The organism is Pseudomonas sp. SH10-3B, assembly GCF_019891415.1.
In the GTDB taxonomy this organism is placed as follows: domain Bacteria; phylum Pseudomonadota; class Gammaproteobacteria; order Pseudomonadales; family Pseudomonadaceae; genus Aquipseudomonas.
Genome location: NZ_JAFLXD010000026.1, coordinates 49,950 through 71,662 on the forward strand (window position 1 = coordinate 49,950; position 21,713 = coordinate 71,662).

Annotated in this window: 15 protein-coding genes; 7 read left to right on the plus strand and 8 right to left on the minus strand. The window is 62.6% G+C overall.

What is annotated here, in order from left to right; genetic code table 11:
* The first annotated feature begins 149 nt into the window (after nt 1-149).
* Entirely contained in the window at nt 150-4,046 is a 3,897-nt protein-coding gene (gene purL / locus J1G35_RS19335) for a phosphoribosylformylglycinamidine synthase (RefSeq protein ID WP_223015748.1), read from the plus strand.
* 4 nt (nt 4,047-4,050) lie between these two features.
* The gene (locus J1G35_RS19340; RefSeq protein ID WP_223015749.1) at nt 4,051-4,362 is read left to right on the plus strand and encodes an NGG1p interacting factor NIF3; all 312 of its coding nucleotides are present in this window, start codon (nt 4,051-4,053) and stop codon (nt 4,360-4,362) included.
* 86 nt (nt 4,363-4,448) lie between these two features.
* Here the strand turns inward: J1G35_RS19340 and J1G35_RS19345 are convergent, their stop codons facing one another.
* Nucleotides 4,449-10,187 (minus strand): membrane-targeted effector domain-containing toxin, encoded by a 5,739-nt coding sequence (locus tag J1G35_RS19345; RefSeq protein ID WP_223015750.1) that lies wholly within the window; start codon nt 10,185-10,187, stop codon nt 4,449-4,451.
* Nucleotides 10,188-10,635: 448 nt separating this feature from the next.
* Here J1G35_RS19345 and J1G35_RS19350 point away from each other — a divergent pair, with 448 nt between their 5' ends.
* Nucleotides 10,636-10,899, plus strand: coding sequence for a DUF6124 family protein (locus J1G35_RS19350; RefSeq protein ID WP_223015751.1), 264 nt, complete (start codon nt 10,636-10,638; stop codon nt 10,897-10,899).
* A 126-nt stretch (nt 10,900-11,025) separates the two neighbouring features.
* Here J1G35_RS19350 and nagE read toward each other — a convergent pair whose 3' ends face one another.
* The 7 genes from nagE to J1G35_RS19385 all read right to left on the minus strand — a co-directional run bounded on the left by nagE (nt 11,026) and on the right by J1G35_RS19385 (nt 19,528).
* A complete protein-coding gene (gene nagE, locus J1G35_RS19355; protein WP_223015752.1) occupies nt 11,026-12,732 on the minus strand; it encodes an N-acetylglucosamine-specific PTS transporter subunit IIBC in 1,707 nt (568 codons plus the stop codon).
* Nucleotides 12,733-12,758: 26 nt separating this feature from the next.
* Nucleotides 12,759-15,269 (minus strand): phosphoenolpyruvate--protein phosphotransferase, encoded by a 2,511-nt coding sequence (gene ptsP, locus J1G35_RS19360; protein ID WP_223015753.1) that lies wholly within the window; start codon nt 15,267-15,269, stop codon nt 12,759-12,761.
* Nucleotides 15,270-15,297: 28 nt separating this feature from the next.
* On the minus strand, nt 15,298-16,320 hold the full coding sequence (locus tag J1G35_RS19365; RefSeq protein ID WP_156338268.1) for an SIS domain-containing protein: 1,023 nt from the start codon (nt 16,318-16,320) through the stop codon (nt 15,298-15,300).
* Nucleotides 16,301-17,407, minus strand: a complete 1,107-nt coding sequence (nagA, locus tag J1G35_RS19370; RefSeq protein ID WP_223015754.1) for an N-acetylglucosamine-6-phosphate deacetylase — start codon at nt 17,405-17,407, stop codon at nt 16,301-16,303. Before nagA ends, J1G35_RS19365 begins: the two co-directional genes overlap by 20 nt.
* Nucleotides 17,408-17,417: 10 nt before the next feature.
* Nucleotides 17,418-18,176: a GntR family transcriptional regulator gene (locus tag J1G35_RS19375; RefSeq protein WP_053135586.1), complete on the minus strand. Its 759-nt coding sequence runs from the start codon at nt 18,174-18,176 to the stop codon at nt 17,418-17,420.
* Nucleotides 18,177-18,438: 262 nt separating this feature from the next.
* Nucleotides 18,439-18,942, minus strand: a complete 504-nt coding sequence (locus J1G35_RS19380; protein WP_053135588.1) for a L,D-transpeptidase family protein — start codon at nt 18,940-18,942, stop codon at nt 18,439-18,441.
* A gap of 37 nt (nt 18,943-18,979) precedes the next feature.
* Nucleotides 18,980-19,528, minus strand: coding sequence for an NUDIX hydrolase (locus J1G35_RS19385; protein WP_053135592.1), 549 nt, complete (start codon nt 19,526-19,528; stop codon nt 18,980-18,982).
* Between the two features lie 146 nt (nt 19,529-19,674).
* On the opposite strand from J1G35_RS19385, the gene J1G35_RS19390 reads away from it, so the two are divergent.
* The 4 genes from J1G35_RS19390 (at nt 19,675) to J1G35_RS19405 (ending at nt 21,681) form a co-directional block, all read left to right on the plus strand.
* On the plus strand, nt 19,675-20,277 hold the full coding sequence (locus tag J1G35_RS19390; RefSeq protein WP_033898592.1) for a CoA pyrophosphatase: 603 nt from the start codon (nt 19,675-19,677) through the stop codon (nt 20,275-20,277).
* 35 nt (nt 20,278-20,312) lie between these two features.
* On the plus strand, nt 20,313-20,837 hold the full coding sequence (locus J1G35_RS19395; protein ID WP_053135595.1) for a gamma carbonic anhydrase family protein: 525 nt from the start codon (nt 20,313-20,315) through the stop codon (nt 20,835-20,837).
* Complete coding sequence (locus tag J1G35_RS19400) at nt 20,834-21,049, plus strand: DUF1289 domain-containing protein (protein ID WP_027605451.1); 216 nt, start codon at nt 20,834-20,836, stop codon at nt 21,047-21,049. The genes J1G35_RS19395 and J1G35_RS19400 overlap by 4 nt, the downstream gene beginning before the upstream one ends.
* A 164-nt stretch (nt 21,050-21,213) precedes the next feature.
* Nucleotides 21,214-21,681, plus strand: coding sequence for a VUT family protein (locus J1G35_RS19405; RefSeq protein ID WP_053135599.1), 468 nt, complete (start codon nt 21,214-21,216; stop codon nt 21,679-21,681).
* Nucleotides 21,682-21,713 lie beyond the last annotated feature (32 nt).

Below are 21,713 nucleotides of genomic sequence, written 5' to 3' on the forward strand. Positions count from 1 at the left end.
GATTGCCTGGGATAGTGCCCCGATACCGTGCAAACCGTGCCAACTGACGTTCGGCAGCAGCCAGCGGTGCCGTTTCGGGTGCCGTTGGCGATGGTTTACGCTAGAATGCACGGCCTCAAAGCACACCCCTTCCCGAGGCTGTCCCGAAGATGTTGATCCTGCGCGGCGCTCCTGCCCTTTCTGCCTTTCGCCACAGCAAACTCCTTGAACAACTGAGCCAGAAGGTTCCAGCGGTTACAGGCCTGTATGCTGAATTTGCTCACTTCGCCGACGTTACCGGCGTCTTGACCGCCGACGAACAGCAAGTGCTCGCACGCCTTCTGAAGTACGGCCCCAGCGTTCCCGTTCAAGAGCCGACCGGCCGCTTGTTCCTGGTTCTGCCACGGTTCGGCACCATCTCGCCCTGGTCGAGCAAGGCCAGCGACATCGCCCGTAACTGCGGCCTGGAAAAAATCCAGCGCCTGGAACGCGGCATCGCCTTCTATGTAGCAGGGCAGTTCAGCGATGCCGAGGCCGAGCTGATCGCCAGCAGCCTGCACGACCGCATGACCCAGATCATCGTCAGCCAGCTGGAACAGGCTGCCGGCCTGTTCAGCCACGCCGAGCCCAAGCCGCTGACCGCGATTGACGTGCTGGGCGGTGGCCGCGCTGCGCTGGAGAAGGCCAATACCGAACTGGGCCTGGCCCTGGCCGAAGACGAGATCGACTACCTGGTCAACGCCTTCACCGGCCTTGCGCGCAACCCGCACGACATCGAACTGATGATGTTCGCCCAGGCCAACTCCGAGCACTGCCGTCACAAGATCTTCAACGCCAGTTGGGACATCGACGGCGAGAGCCAGGAAAAAAGCCTGTTCGGCATGATCAAGAACACCTACGTGATGCACAGCGAAGGCGTTCTGTCGGCTTACAAGGACAACGCCTCGGTAATCGTCGGCTCGGTTGCCGGCCGTTTCTTCCCGGACCCTGAAACCCGCCAGTACGGCGCGGTGCAGGAACCGGTGCACATCCTGATGAAGGTCGAGACCCACAACCACCCGACCGCGATTGCCCCGTTCCCGGGCGCAGCCACCGGTTCCGGCGGCGAGATCCGCGACGAAGGTGCCACCGGCCGTGGCGCCAAGCCAAAGGCCGGCCTGACCGGTTTCACCGTGTCCAACCTGCAGATCCCTGGCTTCGAACAGCCATGGGAAGTGCCATACGGCAAGCCTGAGCGCATCGTGACTGCGCTCGACATCATGATCGAAGGCCCGCTGGGCGGCGCCGCGTTCAACAACGAGTTCGGGCGTCCGGCGCTGACCGGTTATTTCCGTACCTTCGAACAGTCCATCACCACCCCGCGTGGCGATGAAGTGCGCGGCTACCACAAGCCAATCATGCTGGCTGGCGGCATGGGCAACATCCGTGAAGAACACGTCAAGAAAGGCGAGATCCTGGTCGGCTCCAAGCTGATCGTCCTCGGCGGCCCGGCGATGTTGATCGGCCTCGGCGGCGGCGCTGCTTCCTCCATGGCCACCGGCACCAGCTCGGCAGACCTCGACTTCGCTTCCGTACAGCGCGAAAACCCTGAGATGGAACGCCGCTGCCAGGAAGTCATCGACCGTTGCTGGCAGTTGGGTGACAAGAACCCGATCAGCTTCATCCACGACGTCGGCGCCGGCGGTTTGTCCAACGCCTTCCCGGAACTGGTCAACGATGGCGACCGCGGTGGCCGCTTCGAACTGCGCAACATTCCAAACGACGAGCCGGGCATGGCCCCGCACGAAATCTGGAGCAACGAATCCCAGGAACGTTACGTACTGGCGGTCGGCCCTGAAGACTTCGCGCGCTTCCAGGCCATCTGCGAACGCGAGCGTTGCCCGTTTGCCGTGGTCGGCGAAGCCACTGCCGAGCCGCAACTGACGGTCACCGACAGCCACTTCGGCAACAGCCCGGTGGACATGCCCCTTGAAGTGCTGCTGGGCAAAGCCCCGCGCATGCACCGCTCTGCGGTTCGTGAAACCGAGCTGGGCGATGATTTCGACCCAAGCACGCTGGACCTGACTGACAGCATTGAACGCGTGCTGCACCACCCGGCCGTGGCGAGCAAAAGCTTCCTGATCACCATCGGCGACCGCACCATCACCGGCCTTGTTGCCCGTGACCAAATGGTCGGCCCATGGCAGGTTCCGGTGGCCGACGTTGCCGTCACCGCCACCAGCTTCGACGTCTACACCGGTGAAGCCATGGCCATGGGCGAGCGTACGCCGCTGGCCCTGCTGGACGCCCCGGCGTCGGGCCGCATGGCCATTGGTGAAACCCTCACCAACATCGCCGCGTCGCGTATCGGCAAGCTGTCCGACATCAAGCTGTCGGCCAACTGGATGTCCGCTGCCGGTCACCCCGGTGAAGACGCGCGTCTGTACGACACCGTAAAAGCGGTCGGCATGGAGCTGTGCCCGGAGCTGGGCATCACCATTCCGGTGGGCAAGGACTCCATGTCCATGGCCACCCGTTGGAACGATGAAGGCGTGGACAAGAGCGTCACCTCGCCGCTGTCGTTGATCGTCACCGGCTTTGCGCCGGTCACCGACATCCGCCAGACCCTGACCCCGCAACTGCGCATGGACAAGGGCACCACCGACCTGATCCTGATCGACCTGGGCCGTGGCCAGAACCGCATGGGCGCTTCGATCCTCGCGCAAACCCACGGCAAGCTCGGCAAGCACGCGCCGGACGTGGATGACGCCGAAGACCTGAAAGCCTTCTTCGCCGTGATCCAGGGCCTCAACGCCGACGGCCACCTGCTGGCTTACCACGACCGTTCCGACGGTGGTTTGCTGACCAGCGTTGTCGAGATGGCGTTTGCCGGTCACTGCGGCCTGAACATCGTGCTCGACAGCGTTGCCGAGGACGCCTCTGAAATCAACGGCATCCTCTTCAACGAAGAGTTGGGCGCCGTCATCCAGGTTCGCCAGGATGCTACCCCAGACGTACTCGCACAGTTCAGCGCCGCTGGCCTGGACGACTGCGTCGCGGTGATCGGCCAGCCGATCAACAACGGCGAGATCAATATCTCCTTCAACGGCGACACCGTGTTTGCCGGCCAGCGCCGCTTGCTGCAACGCCAGTGGGCCGAAACCAGCTATCAGATCCAACGCCTGCGTGACAACGCCGACTGCGCCGAGCAGGAATTCGACGTGATCCTGGAAGAAGACAACCCAGGCCTGAGCACCAAGCTCAGCTTCGACGTCAACCAGGACATCGCCGCGCCGTACATCAAGAAAGGCATCCGCCCACAAGTTGCCGTGCTGCGTGAGCAGGGCGTCAACGGCCAGGTGGAAATGGCGGCCGCGTTCGACCGCGCCGGCTTCAATGCGATCGACGTGCACATGAGCGACATCCTCGCCGGTCGCGTTGACCTCAACGAGTTCAAAGGCCTGGTGGCCTGCGGCGGTTTCTCCTACGGCGACGTACTGGGTGCCGGCGAAGGCTGGGCCAAGTCGGCCCTGTTCAACAGCCGTGCCCGCGATGCGTTCCAGGGCTTCTTCGAGCGCAACGACAGCTTTACCCTGGGTGTGTGCAACGGTTGCCAGATGATGTCCAACCTCCACGAGCTGATCCCGGGCAGCGAGTTCTGGCCGCACTTTGTGCGTAACCGTTCCGAGCAGTTCGAAGCCCGTGTCGCCATGGTGCAGGTGCAGGAATCCAACTCGATCTTCCTGCAGGGCATGGCCGGTTCGCGCATGCCAATCGCCATCGCCCACGGTGAAGGCCATGCCGAGTTCGAAAGCGAAGAAGCCTTGCTCGAAGCCGACTTGTCCGGTTGCGTGGCCATGCGTTTCGTCGACAACCACGGCAAGGTCACCGAAAGCTATCCGGCCAACCCGAACGGCTCGCCGCGCGGGATCACCGGCCTCACCAGTCGCGACGGTCGCGTCACCATCATGATGCCGCACCCGGAGCGTGTATTCCGCGCCGTGCAGAACTCGTGGCGCCCGGAAGAGTGGGACGAAGACGGTGCGTGGATGCGCATGTTCCGCAACGCCCGCGTGTGGGTGAACTAAGGCCTTGTACAAACTTGCCTTCTTTGTGCCCGACAGCCATGTGGAGACGGTGAAAACCGCCATCTTCGCCGCTGGCGGCGGGCGCATCGGCGACTACGACAGCTGCGCCTGGCAAGTGCTGGGCCAGGGCCAGTTTCGCGCGTTGGACGGCAGCCAGCCGTTTATCGGGCAAGTGGGCCAGGTTGAAGTGGTTGAGGAGTGGAAGGTTGAGTTGGTGGTGGCGGATGAATTGATTGTGGCCGTTGTGGCCGCGTTGAAACTCAGCCACCCCTACGAAACACCGGCTTATGAAGTGTGGCAGTTGGCGGATTTTTGATCGGCCTTCTGTTCTAACAAGAAACCCGCTGGGCCAGGTTGGCCAGCGGGTTTTTTGTGGGCGGTCAATCAGACAGGGTCAGCGCCTTACGGTGCGGGAATTAACCCCACTTCACCCCGCAACGCTTCGATCAATGTGTTTTCGTAGCTGAAGCGCTGGCCTTGCATCGGCGCCCAGCGGTCGACATAAAACAGCCCATCGTGATCGATCTTGATCGGTGTCGATACGATCTCTCCACTGCGGGAGCGATGCAGCAGGTTGTTCTGTGACGGCGACGGGCGTTCGATCAGGAACAGGCCCGGTCGATTCAGGCGTGACCTGTCTACCGGCACGAAAGGCGCGGGCGCTTGGATACCGGCGACGCCGGCGTCGAGGGTGAAGTCGCTGCGCAGGGCTCTCCTGTAGGGGCTCATCCCCTCGGCAAATGACTCCCAGGTGCCCGGGCGAATGTTCTGGGCCAGTGCCGGGGCGGTGTCCCTGACATGCAGGCTGACCGCGCCTTGCAGTTCCGCCAGGCCGGGTACCCCCAGGTGCGTGTTGGTGTGGGCGCTGCCAACGAAGGCGACCCATTTATGAGGTCCGTGCGCCGCCTGATCGGCTGCGATGACCTTGGACGCAAAGTAGCTGAACATCTGGTTGCGGGACACGTCTGTGTCCCCGAGCCCCTTGACGTAGTAACTGGCGGTGCAATCCAGGGCGCGGATGCGCAGGCCGTGCCTGGCTGCCACCTGGACAACTTCTGTATAGGTATCGCTGCCTTTGTAGCCGTGCATATGACCTTGATCCAGCTGTGTGAGGTAGCGCTTGAGGTCGTCCGGAAGCCGTTGCGTACTCAAGAACAGGTCCAGTTGTGCCTGGTGCATATCGGTCAGCAGGTGCTCCACGTACAACGTCTTGAATTCCAGCGCCTTGAGGTTCCTCATAAAGTCGCGCAGCCATCGCTTGCTGGATTGAGCGTTATGCCCTTCTCCGAGTACCAGCCCGGCAAAGTCGCTCTGGTGGATGTTCTCCAGGAACGCCTCCGGCGTCTTTGCTGTGGCCAGGGAGGAGGGGGCGGGCCTGGTTGGCGGCACGTGGTTGGCCAAGTAATTTTGCGCATCCGTACTTAAGCGATGCCTGGCATTCTGGAAGGCCAGGAACGCTTCGGTATGGGCCGGATTCTGTGGAACATAGCGAGTGTCGAGCCCATGCGGCGCCGCCGCCTGGCGGGTGATGCTGTCATGTAGCTCGGGGGCGATGTCGTATTCGCTGTAGTGCGTCACCGCGTCCGCCACCGCGCTGGACACCGCTGCAGCCTTGGGCGCTGTGTACGGGGTCTGCAGGGTCAGGCGGTAATCGCCCTTGGCCAGCGAGTCACCGGCAATGGCGCCCGGTGTGTCGAGCCACAGGCCGACGGGCTGATCCGCGCCCACATCCACCACGCGCAGTGCGACGGCGTCCTGCAGGTCTGCCAGGCCAGGGGTGCCCTTGAACGTGCGCAGGCGGGAATGATCCACCAGGGCTACCCAGCGTTCACCCTGCTCGTTGAGGGCATCGGCCTCGATGACCTTGTGAGAGTAGAAATTCCTCACACTGTTGCTGCGCGGCAGGGTCGGTGGGGTGTCGCCCATCTGCAGGGCATCGTCCAGCAGGTAAGAGGTGGAGGCGTCCAGGGCCCTGACCTTCATACCCTTCTCCTGGGCCTTGCGCACCAGGCTGACGTAGGAATACTCGGCGTTCTCGGCAAAGCCCAAGGCTTTATCCACAGCCTTGAGGTGCTTTTCGATGTGTTGCCAGGATTTGCCGCTGTTGAGCTTCTGCAGTTTCGAGCGGAAGACATCGGTGGGCAGGTACTCGATATAGAGATGCTTGAAGCCTTTGCTGATCAGGGTGTCCATCTGGGTGATCAGCAGTTGTTTGCTGGCAATGGAGCCGGGTATCGCGCCAATCATCAGGTTCTTGTTGGCGCTGAAGGTGTCACTGGCGACGAGTTGCGAGAATGGCGTGCTGGCGTCTACGGCCGAGGGTTCTGCACGCGCCGGCAGCGGGTCGAGGTGTTTGAAAAAATCCTCGGCGTCGGTAGCCAGGCGTTTGGCGTGCTGCAGGTAGGTTGTGCGCAGGGGTTGGAGGTCTTTGGCTGCGCTGGCAATCATCACGTCCCGAGAGCCGAAATCCCATTCAGACCGCAGCAGCATCCCTTCGCGCACCTCCGGGTTGAGGACCAACTCCAGTTTGCTGGCGTGCTTCGTCGGAACCTCATAAGGCATGAGCTGTTCCGGTGCCTCGGGCAATTTTTCATATTTGGGCGCGCCACCGGTAACCCCGGTACGGCGCCACACGCCTTGCGCATCGGGGGCTGCCACGCGCGTGGTGGAGACCAGCTTGCCGGTGGCCGGGTCGAGCCGGTAGAGCAAATAACGGCCGATCGGATCCGGGGTGTTTTTCGCCCACAGGGCCTCACCGTCGAACAGCACGGGCTGCATGTTCTGCAGCGCCGGCGGCTTGGGTTGCAGGGGCTCGACCAGGTCCAACAGCTCGCTCGACGAGGCGCTGTTTTTAGCTGCCTGGCGCAAGCTCGGGCGTGCAAGCTGTTTGAGGGACGCGAGGGCCGGGCGCAGGTCGGTGAACGCCGCGCCGGCGCTGTTGAGCACGTAACCGATCAAGTGCTGCACGGCCGCTTGGTTGTCACCCTGCTGATAAGCGTGCAGAGCCAGCATGCTGTCCTTGAATGCCAACAGCATGCCCAGGCTCAGGCTGAGAGTCGGGAACGGCGCAGTGGCGATGGAGGTGACCCACTCCACGCAAGTCCACAGAATGCCAGTGACCATTTGGGTGCGGTTGTTCGTGGTGCCCTCAACGTCGTCGATCTTGCGCTGCAATGGCATGTCATACAGGGCCCGGCGCAGATCCTGCAGCGGCGTTTGTTCGCGGGTCGAGTCATAGCGTGGCGGGCTGATGTCGGTTCGGTTCAGATCCTCGGGCAGCTGTGCCTTGGCGGCATCCAGGAAGGCACGCACCCTGACCTGGGATTGGATACCCACCCGCTGGGTGAAATAACCGACCATGCCGGGGATTTTTTTCAGCAGGTAGTTGAACTGCCGAGCCTCGCGAAAACTGATGCCATCCGGTGCATTGGGGGTGTAGAGCAATGTCGGGAAATCGGTGTGACTGAAGAGGAAATTGCCCATTACCCATTCGCCGTCCAGCATCAGACGATGGATGGCATAAGTGGTGCGCGTGGAGGGCGCGGTCTCGCCCATGCTGGCGATACTGCGCTCCAGCCAAGCCCAATCAACCCCGGCGATCTCCCCCTGCAGGCGGCATTCAAGGCCGGCGTTTTGCATCTGGAGCTGAGTGATGGCCAGGGTCGCATTGCGTCGCAGGCCATAGTCCGCACTGCCGACGTTCAGCAGTTCAGCCTTGACCTTGTTGATGTAGCGTTGGCCGACCCAGGTGCCGGTCACCGAGCGCGCGACCATGAGCGCGCCCGTGGGCCCCGTGAGCGGGCTCAGGTCCACACCTTTCGGGCCTCTGAACTGCGCTGAGCGGGAGAATTTCTCGTCGAGAAAACCTACACCGTCGGCGTAACCGTCGCGGTACAGCTGCGTGTAGGTCAGGGGCTCAGGGGTCGATGAGCCAATCAATGCGGGGGGCGAGAAGGCCCACACGGTGTCGGGGTCCACATCGTTGCCCCTACGTCCCAACAGCAGGTTCAGGCGCTGTTTGGCCTGTTCATGCAGATAGTCGTTGAAGCTTTGGAACTTCGCGTCAGACAGCGGAAATTCATTGTAGGTGAGCTGCGCGCCCTCGCTGTCGTCCACCAGTTTCAATAGCTTCTGGCGGGTGTCGATGCTGGTGGAGCGGAACCAGTTCGGTGTGCTGAATTCATAGTCATCGACCCGTGTGGCCAGCACATGCTCCGCCATCGCCTTGAGGCACGCGGCGTGGCTGCCGATGTGGCCGAAGCTGATTTCTTTGTAGTCATGCGCGCGTGGCTCGATGCTCAAGCCGGTCAATACGAGTTTCATTGCTCCGCGAAAACGCAGCGCGACCCGCTTGATCAGGTAGTCGGTGAGGGCGCCAGGCGGTTGTCGCGTGCCGCTGTCCAGGCTCCAGCCAAGGAGATGGTTCCGGCACTCGACCTCACTGTTGAAGGCCAGGAATTGCTGTTCTCGTGGCGCCTGTGGCGTGCACAGCAGCAGGCGGGTCACGGCGCCGCTGGCGTCGGTCTTGCGCAGCACCCACAGGTCCTGCAACTGCGCTTCGTGCAGCGACAGGGTCGCGGCGCTCAGGTGCGGGTCGCTGCCTTGGCGCAGACGAGAGATCAGCCCGTAGTCTTCATCGCTGAGATGTCCCTGAAGCAAGGCGGTGTACGCCAGTGCGTTGATGCGTTGGTCGAGCATCCGCTCGATTGCCTGGCTGACAGCCGGTTTGGCATGCATCTGTTGTTGCAGGTCGGCGAACGCTATCCGTGGCTGCAACGTGCTCAGCGTCTGCACCAGCCAGGTGGATGTCAGGTCCTGGTAGGCCTTGGGCAGTGGTGCGCCTTGATAGGTCAGCGTGGTTTTGCTCAGGAAGTCCGAGCCTGCCAGCGCGTCGCCGGTTTGCAGCCCACGCAGGGCCAGGTCGATCAGGGTGCGCTCGTGTTCGTATTCGCCGATGGGGGGGACGTAGCGCCGGGTGCTGATGACCAGGTCTTCCGGTGCCAGGTCGTGGATGTCCAGTTCATCGCTCAAGCGTTCGAGCAACTGATAGCGGGCCAGGGCTTCAGGTGTGGTCACCGGGCTCAGCAGATCGAGCAGTTGTTGGCGAGCCTCGTTGTAACTTTCCAGGTGGGTGGCGAGCAGGGCGCGGCGGGTCTCGCTGGCGCTGCGATACCAGTCCGGCGCGCTCTGGCGCAGGTAGTGTTCCATCAGAAGCCGGGCGCGCCACGCCAAGCGTGCGCTGAAGTCCGGCAGGGCCGCGGTAATGGCACGGTCCAGCGCGTCGATCAGTTGCGTGGCGTCCTGCGCCGGATTGTCCTCCAGGCTCAGGGCTCGCTCGATGTCCAGCGTGCGCTTGTCGATCAGGGCGTTGTAGGTGTGTTCAAACAGCGGTTTGTCGTTGATCGGCGTCAGCACCAGCGGCCAGATCGCCCCCGGCGTGATATCGCTATAGCGCGCGGGTAGCAGTTGCATAAAGGCGCGCCGTTGCTCGGCATCGTCCATCGCCTGCAGCCACTGCGTGTTCAGCTGCGCCAGTGAGCCGAAGCACTCGATGCCACGCGCAGGGGTGTACAGCATCACTTCGCCTACCGGGTGCGTAGACGTCAGGTCGGTGACCTCCGGGCTGGATTTTTCCGTCAGCACAAAGGCGCCCGCCAGTTCGACGGTGCGTTGCTGGTAGAGAAAGCTCAACGCATACAAGCCTGGACGCAACGTGCTGCCCAGTGGCACACGTTCAAGCATGGCTTGTTGCTGCGGATGCAGCAGGCGGTCCTCGGCACTGAGCGCCGTTTCGTTGGCCAGCGCCGTGTACCCGGCGTCAAACGTCATGAAGGATTTACGGGGTTTTCCATCGATTTGCTCATAGTGATCGAGGTGCTGCAAGTGGGCGTTCAGTGTGGTCTTGAGCGCCGTCACTTGGGTGGGCAGATTGCTCGACGTCAGCCCTTGATAGAGGGGCCGGCTCTTGGCCAGGAACTGCTGGCGATAACTCGCCAGGATCCGATTGGTTTTCTCCAGGTAGGCCAAGGCTGCGGACGGCGTGTGTTCGGGTAATAATGGCGATTCGACTTGGAGCAGATGATGCCCGATCTGATTGAGGTGACCTTTGATGCCTTCAAAGGTCTGGGGTGTGGTGCTCACAGGTACGCTCTCCATGCTGTGGGTAAGAACCCTCAGCATGCGCAGGCGTGCAGTTGACCAGGCGGTAGATAAATAGCGCAGGCGGGTGCCGGCACTTCACGCAGACTTGCCCGGCGCCCATGGGGAGCGAGGTGTCATGAGCGCAGCGTGCGCTCGGAGATTTCCCACAAGTCTTTCGGGTTGTCCCTCGGAACTTGCCTCACTAATCTTCGCCGGTCGTTGTCCATTCAGCGACCGGGACTGCAAGCCCGCCGAAAGTATGTTGGAGCTCATAAGCGCCGCTATAATCGTGGCGCTTTTCATGGTCATCGCTTTTATGGTGGCTGTGTGCGGGAGACCTTTGGGTCTACCCGGGATGCTCCTTCCTTGGTCTTGCAGGCCCGCACACAGCTGCCACCCATCATCTGCAAGTGATGTTGGTAGTTCCCATTATTTGAGGAGCATTACCATGATCAAAGACAGTCCAAATCCCCCATCCGACACTCGAACCACCGACCACCTCTTCAGCGTACTTCCCCATCTGAACAGCGAAACCTTGCTCGCCAATGCATCCCAGGACCTGGCATCCGTGCAGGCGCTGGCGGGGACTCTGGCGTTTGACGTCGACGGCCCGCAGCGTGACGCGGTGCTGGGGATTCATCGGATGGTAGAGGGTATCCAGTTGATGGTGGACCGGGTGCTGGATTTATCTGAGGTGCCTGCGCAGCAGTAATTCGGCACCTATCGGGCCCATTCGCGGGCAGGCCCACTCGCACATTTGAGCGCATTGCCAAGTCGGGCACCGATCAAAATGTGGGAGTGGGCTTGCCCGCGATTGGCCGCGAAGGTCACCGCAGCTCTATACCCTGGCGCCGACGTCACGGCTACTGACCAACCGTTCCATTGCCTGCCCCAACCCCGAAGCCTGGCCACCCACCAACAGGTGCCAAACACCGCTATCCAGCTGGCTCACACCCTGGCAGCCCAGCGCCGTCAACTGAGCTTCGGACAGCACCGAATCATCGCCCAATTCCACCCGCAGCCGGGTCATCGCCACTGCTTCGAGCTGGCGGACATTTGCGCGACCACCCAGTGCGTCCAGCCATTGCTCGGCTTCCTGCACATTCACGGCGGCCAACTTATCCACAGGTGCCACCGCCACTGGTGGGCTGGCCACAAACGATGGCATCGCCAACCGGATCTCATCGGCAATGCTGTCCGCCAGCGGCCCGACCACCACCTGCAAACTTCCCCCATTGCCAGGCCGCACCACTGCCATTGCACCCAGGGCTTTCAACTCGGCATCCACCGCTTTGTTGCGGTCGACCATGTCCAAGCGCAGGCGCGTGGTACAGGCCCCCACACTGAGCAAATTGGCCGCACCGCCCAAGGCCCGGATGTAAGCCGTGGCGCGCTGGTTATCGGTCATTACTTCAGCCTGCGCCACCTGGATATCCTCACGCCCCGGCGTTTTCAGGTTGAAGCGACGGATGCAGTAACTGAAGACGCTGTAGTAGATCGCGGCATACGCCAGGCCCACCGAGATCACCAGCCAGCCGTTGGTGGACTTGCCCCAGCCCAGCACCATGTCGATAAACCCACCGGAGAACGTGAAGCCCAGATGGATATTCAACATATTGGTCAGCGCCATGGACAGGCCGGTCAGCAACGCGTGGATCAGGTACAGGAACGGCGCCAGGAACATGAAGGCGAATTCAATCGGCTCGGTTACCCCAGTGAGGAACGAAGTCAGGGCCATCGACAGGAAAATCCCGCCCATCACCTTGCGCCGCTCCGGCAGGGCATTGCGGTACATCGCCAGGCAGGCGGCGGGCAGGCCGAAGAGCATCACCGGGAACATGCCGGTCATGAATTGGCCGCCTTTAGGGTCACCGGCAAAATAGCGGGTCAGGTCGCCGGTCACCACTGCACCCGTCACCGGGTCGGTGAAGGTGCCGAACACGAACCAGGCCATGTTGTTGAGGATGTGATGCAGGCCGGTGACGATCAGCAGGCGGTTGAATACACCGAAGACAAAGGCGCCGAAGCTGCCACTTTCCATCAGCAACACACCGAAGTTGTTGATGCCGTGTTGGATCGGCGGCCAGATCAGGCCAAAGATCACCCCCAGCGCCACCGCCGAAAACCCGGTGACAATCGGCACAAACCGCCGCCCGCCGAAGAACGCCAGATACTCCGGCAGCTTGATGTCCTTGAAGCGGTTATACAGCGCACCAGCCAACAGGCCGCTGGCGATACCGGCGAGCATGCCCATGTTGATGCTGCTGTCCATCACCTTGAGGGTGGAGACCATCACCAGGTAGCCAATCGCCCCGGCCAGCCCGGCCGTGCCGTTGTTGTCGCGGGCGAAGCCCACGGCGATGCCGATGGCGAAGATCAGTGCCAGGTTGGCGAAGATCGCCTGGCCGGCATCGTGCATCACCGCGATGTTCAACAGGTCGGTGTCACCCAATCGCAGCAGCAGGCCGGCAATCGGCAAGATGGCGATGGGCAGCATCAGCGCGCGGCCCAGGCGTTGCAGCCCTTCGATAAAAAGTTGGTACATGGCGGGTCTCCTTTTTCTTGTTGTTGTCAGCTCAGCGGCCAGTGGTGTTGACAGGCTTGGCGAACCGCTTTGGCGCTGCTCAGGTCGAGCAGCCCTTGGCTCAGTTGCCGGCATTGCGCCGCGTCCAGGTGACGGACGCGGTCCTTGATTTCTCCGATTTGCGGTGGGCTCACCGACAGTTCGCTGACCCCCAGGCCGACCAGCACCGGCGTGGCCAGCGGGTCGGACGCCAGGGCGCCGCACACGCCGACCCAACGTCCGTATTTCGCCGCGCCGGCACAGGTCTGGGCGATCAGCCGCAACAGCGCCGGGTGCAGCGCATCGACACGCGCGGCGAGGCCCGCGTGGTCGCGGTCCATGGCAAGGGTGTACTGGGACAGGTCATTGGTGCCGATGGACAGGAAGTCCGCATGCCGGGCCAATTGCTCGGCCATCAGCGCGGCGGCGGGGACTTCGATCATCACCCCCAGCTCGGGGCGTTGGGTCAGTTCCAACTCTGCACACAACTCATCCAGGCGCTGGCGAATCTGCAGCAGTTCGTCGACCTCACTGACCATCGGCAGCAGGATGCGGCAGCGCGCCAACGGGCTGACTTGCAGCAGCGCGCGCAGTTGCTGGTCGAGCAATTCCGGGCGTACCTGGGCCATGCGAATACCGCGCAGACCGAGTACCGGGTTGGCTTCGACGGGCAGCGGCAGGTAGTCGAGTTGTTTGTCGCCACCGACATCGATGGTGCGGATGATCACCGATTTATCGCCCATGGCATCCAGCACGGCTTGATAGGCCTGGCGTTGTTCCTGCTCATCCGGCGCGGTGCGGCGGTCGACGAACAGGAACTCGGTGCGCAGCAGGCCGACGCCGTCGGCGCCGTTCTCGAACGCCACCTGGGCCTCGGCACTGGAGGCGACATTGGCGGCCACTTCGATGCTCACGCCGTCGGTGGTGCGCGCCGGTTCTTGGGCTTGCGCCTGTTGTTGCTGATGGCGCAGTGCCTGCGCGTCGCGAAGCTGATGCACTTGGGCATGGCGCGCCTCGCTGGGGGCCAGTTCGAGGCGACCGTTGCCTGCGTCGAGCACCACGCGTTGGCCTTGCGGCACATTGAGCACCTCGGCCCCCAGGGCGACCACACAGGGCAGGCCTTTGCCCCGCGCCAGGATGGCGACGTGGGACGTGGCGCCGCCTTCGGCCATGCAGATCCCGGCAGCCTGTTGCGCGCTCAGTTGCAGCAAGTCCGATGGCGTCAGTTCGTGGGCGCTGACAATTGCCCCGACGGGTAATTCGAAGTGCCAGGCTTCGCCCAGCAGCGCGCGCAGTACCCGTTGTTGCAGGTCGCGCAGGTCATTGGCGCGCTCGGCGAACAGCGGTTTGCCCAAGGCCAGCAACACCGCGCACTGCGCCTGGATGGCATCACGCCAGGCGTGGGTAGCGGCGCTGCCGTGCTCGATGGCGGCGGTGGCAGCGTCCAGCAGTGTCGGATCTTCCAGCAGCGCAAGGTGGGTGGCGAAGATCTCTTCTTCCTCGACGTTCTTGCGTTGGCGGGCATGCCCCAGGGTGCTGCGGATTTCGCTGCGTACCTGCTCCAGGGCGACGTCCAGGCGTTGCAGTTGTTCGTCGGCCACATGCTTGCCGGGGTCTGCCGGCAGTTCGATACCGCTCAGGCGGAACAACGGCCCGCAAACCAGGCCCGGTGCCGCACACACGCCTTGCAACACACCGGCTTCGGCAGCCCCACGGCGCGCAATCGCCACCACCGGCGTATGGGTTTCTTCGTTGAAGGGCACCGACAGCGCGGCCACCAAGGCCTGCAACGCGGCCTCGCAATCGTTGCCACGACAGCTGACGTGAACTTCATCCCCTTCGCCAATCCCCAGTCCCATCAGGCCAATCAGGCTATCGCACGCGGCTGACTGACCGGCGAAATGCAACTGTGCCTGGCTGCTGAAACCTTGGGCGGTCTTGCGCACCAACGCGGCGGGGCGCGCATGTAAACCTCCACGGTGGGTAATGCGCACACGGGCGCGGGCTTCGCTGACGGAGTGATCCACAGCTGTCTGCAGCGGCGCCGTCGAGCGAGCCACAATGTGCAGCAACGGTTCGCCGACGTTGATGCGGGTGGCCGCCACCGAACGCAGCTCAAAACGCTCGCCGTTGGTCAGGATGATCAGGCTGACCAGGCTCTTGCACTGGCGCGCAATGCGATCCAGGTCAAACTGCACCAGCGCCTGGCCCTGGCTCACCCGTGCGCCTTGCTTCACCAGCAGCGCAAAGCCTTGGCCGTTCAATTCCACGGTGTCGATGCCCACATGCATCAAGACCTCGGCACCGTTCCCGGCACGAATCGTCAGCGCATGCCCGGTGCGGGCCACATGAATGATCTCCCCGTCACAGGGCGCGTACAGGCAATCGTTGAGTGGGTCGATGGCGATACCGTCGCCCATGGCGCCGCTGGCGAACACGTCATCGGGGACGTCGCCCAGGGCCAGCAACGGCCCGCTGAGAGGCGCGTTGAGGGTCAATTCATTATTGTTGTAGGACATGGCACGGTACTCATCAGGAAAGCGCGACTCAGTGAGTGCGGGTAACTTTGCTCAGGTGGCGCGGCTGGTCCGGGTCCATACCCCGAGCGACCGCCAGGCCGGCCGCCATGACGTAGAAACTCATGATCGCCAGGATCGGATCCAGGCTCGGGTGTTCGGCGCGGCTCAGGGTCAGGTCGCGTTCGGCGATATCGTCCGGCGCGGCCAGCAGCACGCGGGCACCGCGTTGGCGCATATCGGCGGCCAGGCTCAACAGGCCGGCTTGTTCGGCACCGCGCGGGGCGAACACCAGCAGTGGGTAGTTTTCATTGATCAAGGCCATCGGCCCGTGACGGACCTCGGCACTGCTGAAGGCTTCGGCCTGGATCGCCGAGGTTTCCTTGAGCTTGAGCGCGGCTTCCTGGGCGATGGCAAACCCGGCGCCACGGCCGATCACCATCAGTTGCTGGCAACCGCGCAGGGTATCGATGGCGCTGCTCCAGTCTTGCCCGGCGGCTTCGCGCAGGCCTTCGGGCAGGGCTTGGCAGGCGAGCAGCAAGTCGGCCTCCTGGTTCCAGTGGCCGATCAACTGCGCGCTGGCGCTGAGGGTGGCGATAAAGCTCTTGGTCGCAGCCACGCTGAGTTCCGGCCCGGCGCACAGGGGCACATGGAATTCGCAGGCGGCTTCCAGCGGAGAGTCTTCGGCGTTGACCAGCGAAATGCTCAAGGCCCCCCGCTTGCGCAGCAGGCGCAGGCTGTTGACCAGGTCCGGGCTCTGCCCCGACTGGGAGAAACCGAACGCCACCTGACCGCTGACTTTCATCGGCGCTTGCAACAAGGTCACCACCGACATTGGCAACGACGCCACCGGGATGCCGACATGCTGCATGGCCAGGTAGGCGAAGTAGCTGGCGGCGTGGTCCGAGCTGCCCCGCGCAATGGTCATCGCCACTTGCGGCGGCTGGCGGCGCAGGCGGCCGGCGACTTCCTCCAGCAACGGTTCCAGGCGTTGCAGTTGCGCCGCGACGGCGTCACAGGAGGCCAAGGCCTCTTCAAGCATTTTTGAAGACAATGGTTTCTCCTTCGACCATGACGTCGGTGAGGTGCAGGGAGCGGTCCAGACGCACGCAGTCGGCGAAGCTGCCGGGTTGCAGGCGGCCGCGTTGTTCCAGGCCCAGGTAGTCCGCCGGAAATTGCGACAGGCGTTGTGAGGCTTCGCTGATGGGCAGGCCGATTTTCACCAGGTTGCGCAGTGCCTGATCCATGGTCAGGGTGCTGCCGGCCAGGGTGCCGTCGGCCAGGCGCACGCCGCCCAGGCATTTGGTCACGGTGTGGCTGCCCAGCTTGTATTCGCCGTCGGGCATGCCGGCGGCGGCGGTGGAGTCGGTGACGCAGTACAGGCACGGGATCGCGCGCAGGGCCACGCGCATGGCGCCGGGGTGCACGTGGAGCAAATCCGGGATCAGCTCGGCGTACTTGGCGTGGGCCAGTGCCGCGCCGACGATGCCGGGTTCGCGGTGATGCAACGGGCTCATGGCGTTGTACAAATGGGTGAAGCTGGTGGCGCCGGCGGCGAGGGCGGCGACGCCTTCTTCATAGCTGCCCAGGGTGTGGCCGATCTGCATGCGCACGCCGCGCTCGCTGAGGGCGCGGATCAGGGCGTCGTGGCCGGCGATTTCCGGGGCGATGGTGATCACCCGGATCGGCGCCAGGCGCAGGTAGGCTTCGACTTCGGCCATCAAGGCGGTGTGGGCGAAGTTGGGCTGCGCACCGAGTTTTCCCGGATTGATGTAGGGGCCTTCCAGGTGCACGCCGAGTACCCGGGCGCTGCCCGTAGGACGCTGCTCGCAGAAGCGCCCGAGTTGGCCGAGCACGCTGGTAATTTCCTCCACCGGCGCGGTCATGGTGGTGGCCAACAGCGACGTCGTACCAAAACGCACATGGGTGCGGGTGATGGTCTCGAAAGCGTCGGCGCCTTCCATGATGTCTTTACCGCCGCCGCCGTGGACGTGCAGGTCGATAAAACCCGGCAGCAGGTAGGGCAGGTCGTTTTCAGCCGGGTCGCAAGGCTCGCCTTCGATGGCGATGACCTTGCCGTGCTGGTGCGCCAGGCGGCCGCGAATCCAGCCATGGGGCGTGAGGATATTGTCTTCGGACATGGGCAGTTCTCTAAGGCCGCAACTCGGCGGCAAAGTCATAACGGCGAAGCTCTGCGACAAAGTCGTAGTAGTCGTTGCGGCAGTAGGTGTCGGTGATTTCGATCGGCGTGTTGTCGGCGGTGTAGCCGACCCGCGTCATCAGCAGCATGGCGGTGCCGGGGGCGATGCCCACCAGCTTGGCGAACTCGTCGGAGGCATTGATTGCCTGGATATGTTGCAGCGCACGGACGATGGGTTTGCCGATGCCTTCGAGGTATTCGTACAGCGAATTGCCGATGGCTTGCGGCTGCGGCAGTACCGAGGCAGGCATGGCGGTCATCTCGATGGCCATCACGGTGTCATCGGCTTTACGCAGGCGCTTGAGCCGCGCCACCTTGTCGGTTGGTGACAGGCCCAGGCGGATCAGTTCTTCGTGGGTCGGCGGGGTGATCTCGCGCTCTAGCCATTGGGAGCTGGGCACAAAGCCCTTGAGGCGCAACATCTCGCTGAACCCCGACAAGCGCGACAGCGGCTGCTCCAGGCGTGGCGTGATAAAGGTGCCGGAGCCCTGGCTGCGGCGGATCAGGCCTTGGGCGAACAACACTTCCAGCGCTTTTCGGGCAGTGACCCGCGAAATGCTCAGCTGTTCGCTGAGGGCGCGCTCCGAGGGCAGGGCCTGTTCGGATTTCCACTGGCCGGCATGGATCGCCGCTTCCAGGTTGCGGGCCAGTTGCAGGTACAGCGGCGTGGATTGTTTGTCGTCGGGACGCAGCGTCAGGATGGGGTTCATCTATGAGGTTTCCGATGCGGTTATTGGAGTGTTGTCGCCCGGTATTGGCCGGAAGCTAATACCACTTAAATACCATGTCAATGCTGCCAAAACGGTGCAAGTACCGGTTTCAGGGCACCTTAACGGTGCCTGGTATCAAGTGGTATTAGAGAGGTCTTTATTGCGCGCAGAGATGCGCAGCCCGCGCGGTGAATTGGTATTCACCGGCAGGTGCTGCCGAGGGCAGGAATCTTTTTTGATTTATTTTACGAACGGTCCAGCGTCAGGGCCGAATCTCGATCAGCGTGCCGTCCTTGACCAGGTTCCAGACTTCGCGCATGTCGACGTTGCGCATACCGATGCAGCCGTCGGTCCAGTCCAGGGTGTGGAACCACTGCTCCGGGTAGTCTTCGGTGTCGGGGGTGCCGTGGATCATGATCATGCTGCCGGGCTTTACGCCTTCGCGGCGGGCGCGGGCGGCGTCGCTGATATTCGGGTAGGAAATGTGCATGGACAGGTTGAAACGGTCGCTGGTCTTGCGCCAGTCGATCCAGTACAGGCCTTCCGGGGTGCGGCGGTCGCCCTCGATCAGCTTGTGGCCCTTGGGGTTCTTGCCCAGGGAAATCCGGTAGGTCTTGAGGGGCTTGCCGTCGTTGATCAACTGCAATTGGTGGGCGGACTTGAGCACCAGGACTTTTTCGACCGTCTTGCCGCCCAGGGTTTCCACGGTAGAGGCTGGCGACAGCGTGGCGAACGACAGGCAAATCAGAGCAAGCAACCAACGCATTAAAACGGTATCCCTATGGCGACGAGCTGCCGAATGGTTATTGGGCGGGCTTTGAAAGAGGTGGCACGGCTTCGCTGCGCACCGGGAACGACTGCTGGCGGCGGTCAGCGAAAAAGTATTCTAGGGTACGCCCGACCGTGCGGAAAGCCAGCTCGGACCAAGGGATGTCGGCCTCGTCGAACAGCTGTACTTCAAGGCTTTCGGGGCCTGCGGCGAAGTCCAGGTCGACCAGTTCGGCCCGGTAGAAGATATGCACCTGGCTGATGTGCGGCACATCGATCAGGGTATAGAGGCTCAGGTTGCGTACGCGGGCGCAGGCTTCTTCCTGGGTTTCGCGCACGGCGGCTTGTTCGACGGTCTCGCCGTTCTCCATGAAACCGGCGGGCAGGGTCCAGTAACCCAGGCGCGGCTCGATGGCGCGGCGGCACAGCAGCACCTTATCGCCCCATACCGGCACGGTACCGGCGACGATATTGGGGTTCTGATAGTGAATGGTCGAACAGTGATCACACACAAAACGCAGGCGGGCGTCGCCTTCGGGAATGCGTTGGGTAACCGGTTTACCGCACTGGCTGCAGAAATTCATGCTGGGGTTCCTGGAAAGTGCGTCTATCTTGGCTTGGCCGGGAGGGGCCTGCAAGTTGTCGTTTAGCGACACCGCCCAGGTTTTGGGGTTGGGCGCCCGGCAGCTTTGGTGCATGATGCAAGGTAGCCAACAGACCGAGATGACTCATGCTGGACGAGCTACTTCGCCGGGTAAGCAATCACACTCCCCACACGCTGGAAACCGACGGGCGTTTCCCCGAGGCTGCGGTGCTGGTGCCGATTACCCGCAGTGACGAACCTGAGCTGATCCTGACCCTGCGCGCCAGCGGCCTGTCGACCCATGGCGGCGAAGTGGCCTTTCCCGGCGGGCGCCGCGACCCCGAAGACCCGGACCTGATCTTCACCGCCCTGCGCGAAGCCGAAGAAGAAATCGGCCTGCCCCCCGGCTTGGTCGAGGTTATCGGTCCGCTGAGCCCGCTGATCTCCCTGCACGGTATCCGGGTCACACCCTATGTGGGGGTGATCCCCGATTACGTCGAATACCTGGCCAACGATGCCGAGATTGCTGCCGTCTTCAGCGTGCCCTTGGATTTTTTCCGACAGGACCCGCGCGAACATACTCACCGCATCGATTACCAGGGCCGCAGTTGGTACGTGCCCAGTTATCGTTTCGGCGAATACAAGATCTGGGGCCTGACGGCAATCATGATCGTCGAACTGATCAATTTGCTCTATGACGATGCCCAGATCAGCCTGCACCAGCCGCCCAAGAGCTTCATCAATATTTAAGCCGTCGTTTGAACGGTCAGCCGTGAGGGAAAACCATGAAATACCGCCTGGGCGACGCCCGCGTCGAAACACATCCACACAGCTGGGTCGCGCCGAATGCCACGCTGGTGGGCAAGGTCAAGCTGGAGGAGGGCGCCAACGTCTGGTTCAACGCGGTGTTGCGTGGCGACAACGAACTGATCCTGATCGGCAAGAACAGCAACGTCCAGGATGGCAGCGTCATGCACACCGACATGGGCTATCCGCTGACCCTCGGCACCGGCGTGACCATCGGCCATAACGCCATGCTGCACGGTTGCACAGTCGACGATTACAGCCTGATCGGTATCAACGCGGTGATCCTCAACGGCGCCAGGATCGGCAAGCACTGCATCATCGGCGCCAACTCGCTGATTGGCGAAGGCAAGGAGATTCCCGATGGTTCGCTGGTGATGGGCTCGCCGGGCAAAGTGGTGCGTGAATTGACTGACGCACAGAAACGTATGCTCGAAGCCAGCGCCGCGCACTATGTGCATAACGCCCAGCGTTACGCGCGGGATCTGGTAGAGCAGGAAGAATGAGTGCAGTTGAACGCCCCGTCGCCTCGCCGTGCGTGAGTATTTGCGCGCTGGATGATGACGATATTTGCACCGGTTGCCAGCGCACCGTGGATGAAATCACACGTTGGAGCCGCATGGACAACGCCGAACGCCGGGTGGTGTTGGGGTTGTGTCATGAGCGGGCGGTGGCGGGGGGGTTGGTGTTTATGGCTTCTGGTAAATCCGGCGCCTGATGGATCGCCATCGGGAGCAAGCCCCCTCCCACATTTTGACCGCACTCCTACAGATTAAACGCGGTTAAGTGTGGGAGGGGGCTTGCCCCCGATAAGGCCCTCCCAGACGACATATTTCAAAATGTGAAGTACCCTGTGCCCCTTGTTCACAGGTCCCTCGCCCCATGCTCTTCCTGATCGCCTACATCAGCAGCGTCGTGCTGATCAACTTCGCCTTCTCCACCGCCCCGCACCTGGATGTCATCTGGTCGGCCTGGGGTGGCCTGGTGTTTATCCTGCGCGACATGGTGCAAACCCGCTTCGGCCACGGTGCGATCATCGCCATGCTGGCGGCGCTGGTGTTGTCGTATATCACTTCGGACCCGTCCATCGCCCTGGCCAGCGCCACGGCATTCGCGGTGTCCGAGTGCATCGACTGGCTGGTGTTCAGCATCACCAAGCGCCCGCTCCACGATCGCCTGTGGATAAGTTCGGCGCTGAGCATTCCCCTCGACACGTTTATCTTCTTCGGCCTGATCGGCGCACTCACCCCTGCCGTGGTGGGCACGGCCTTGGCGTCGAAATTCGCCGGGGTCACGGTGGTGTGGCTGATCATGGCCTGGCGCATCCGCAAGCGGGCCGTCGCCAACTGAGGCCAATTTTTACAGTTCATGTAAAATGCCGG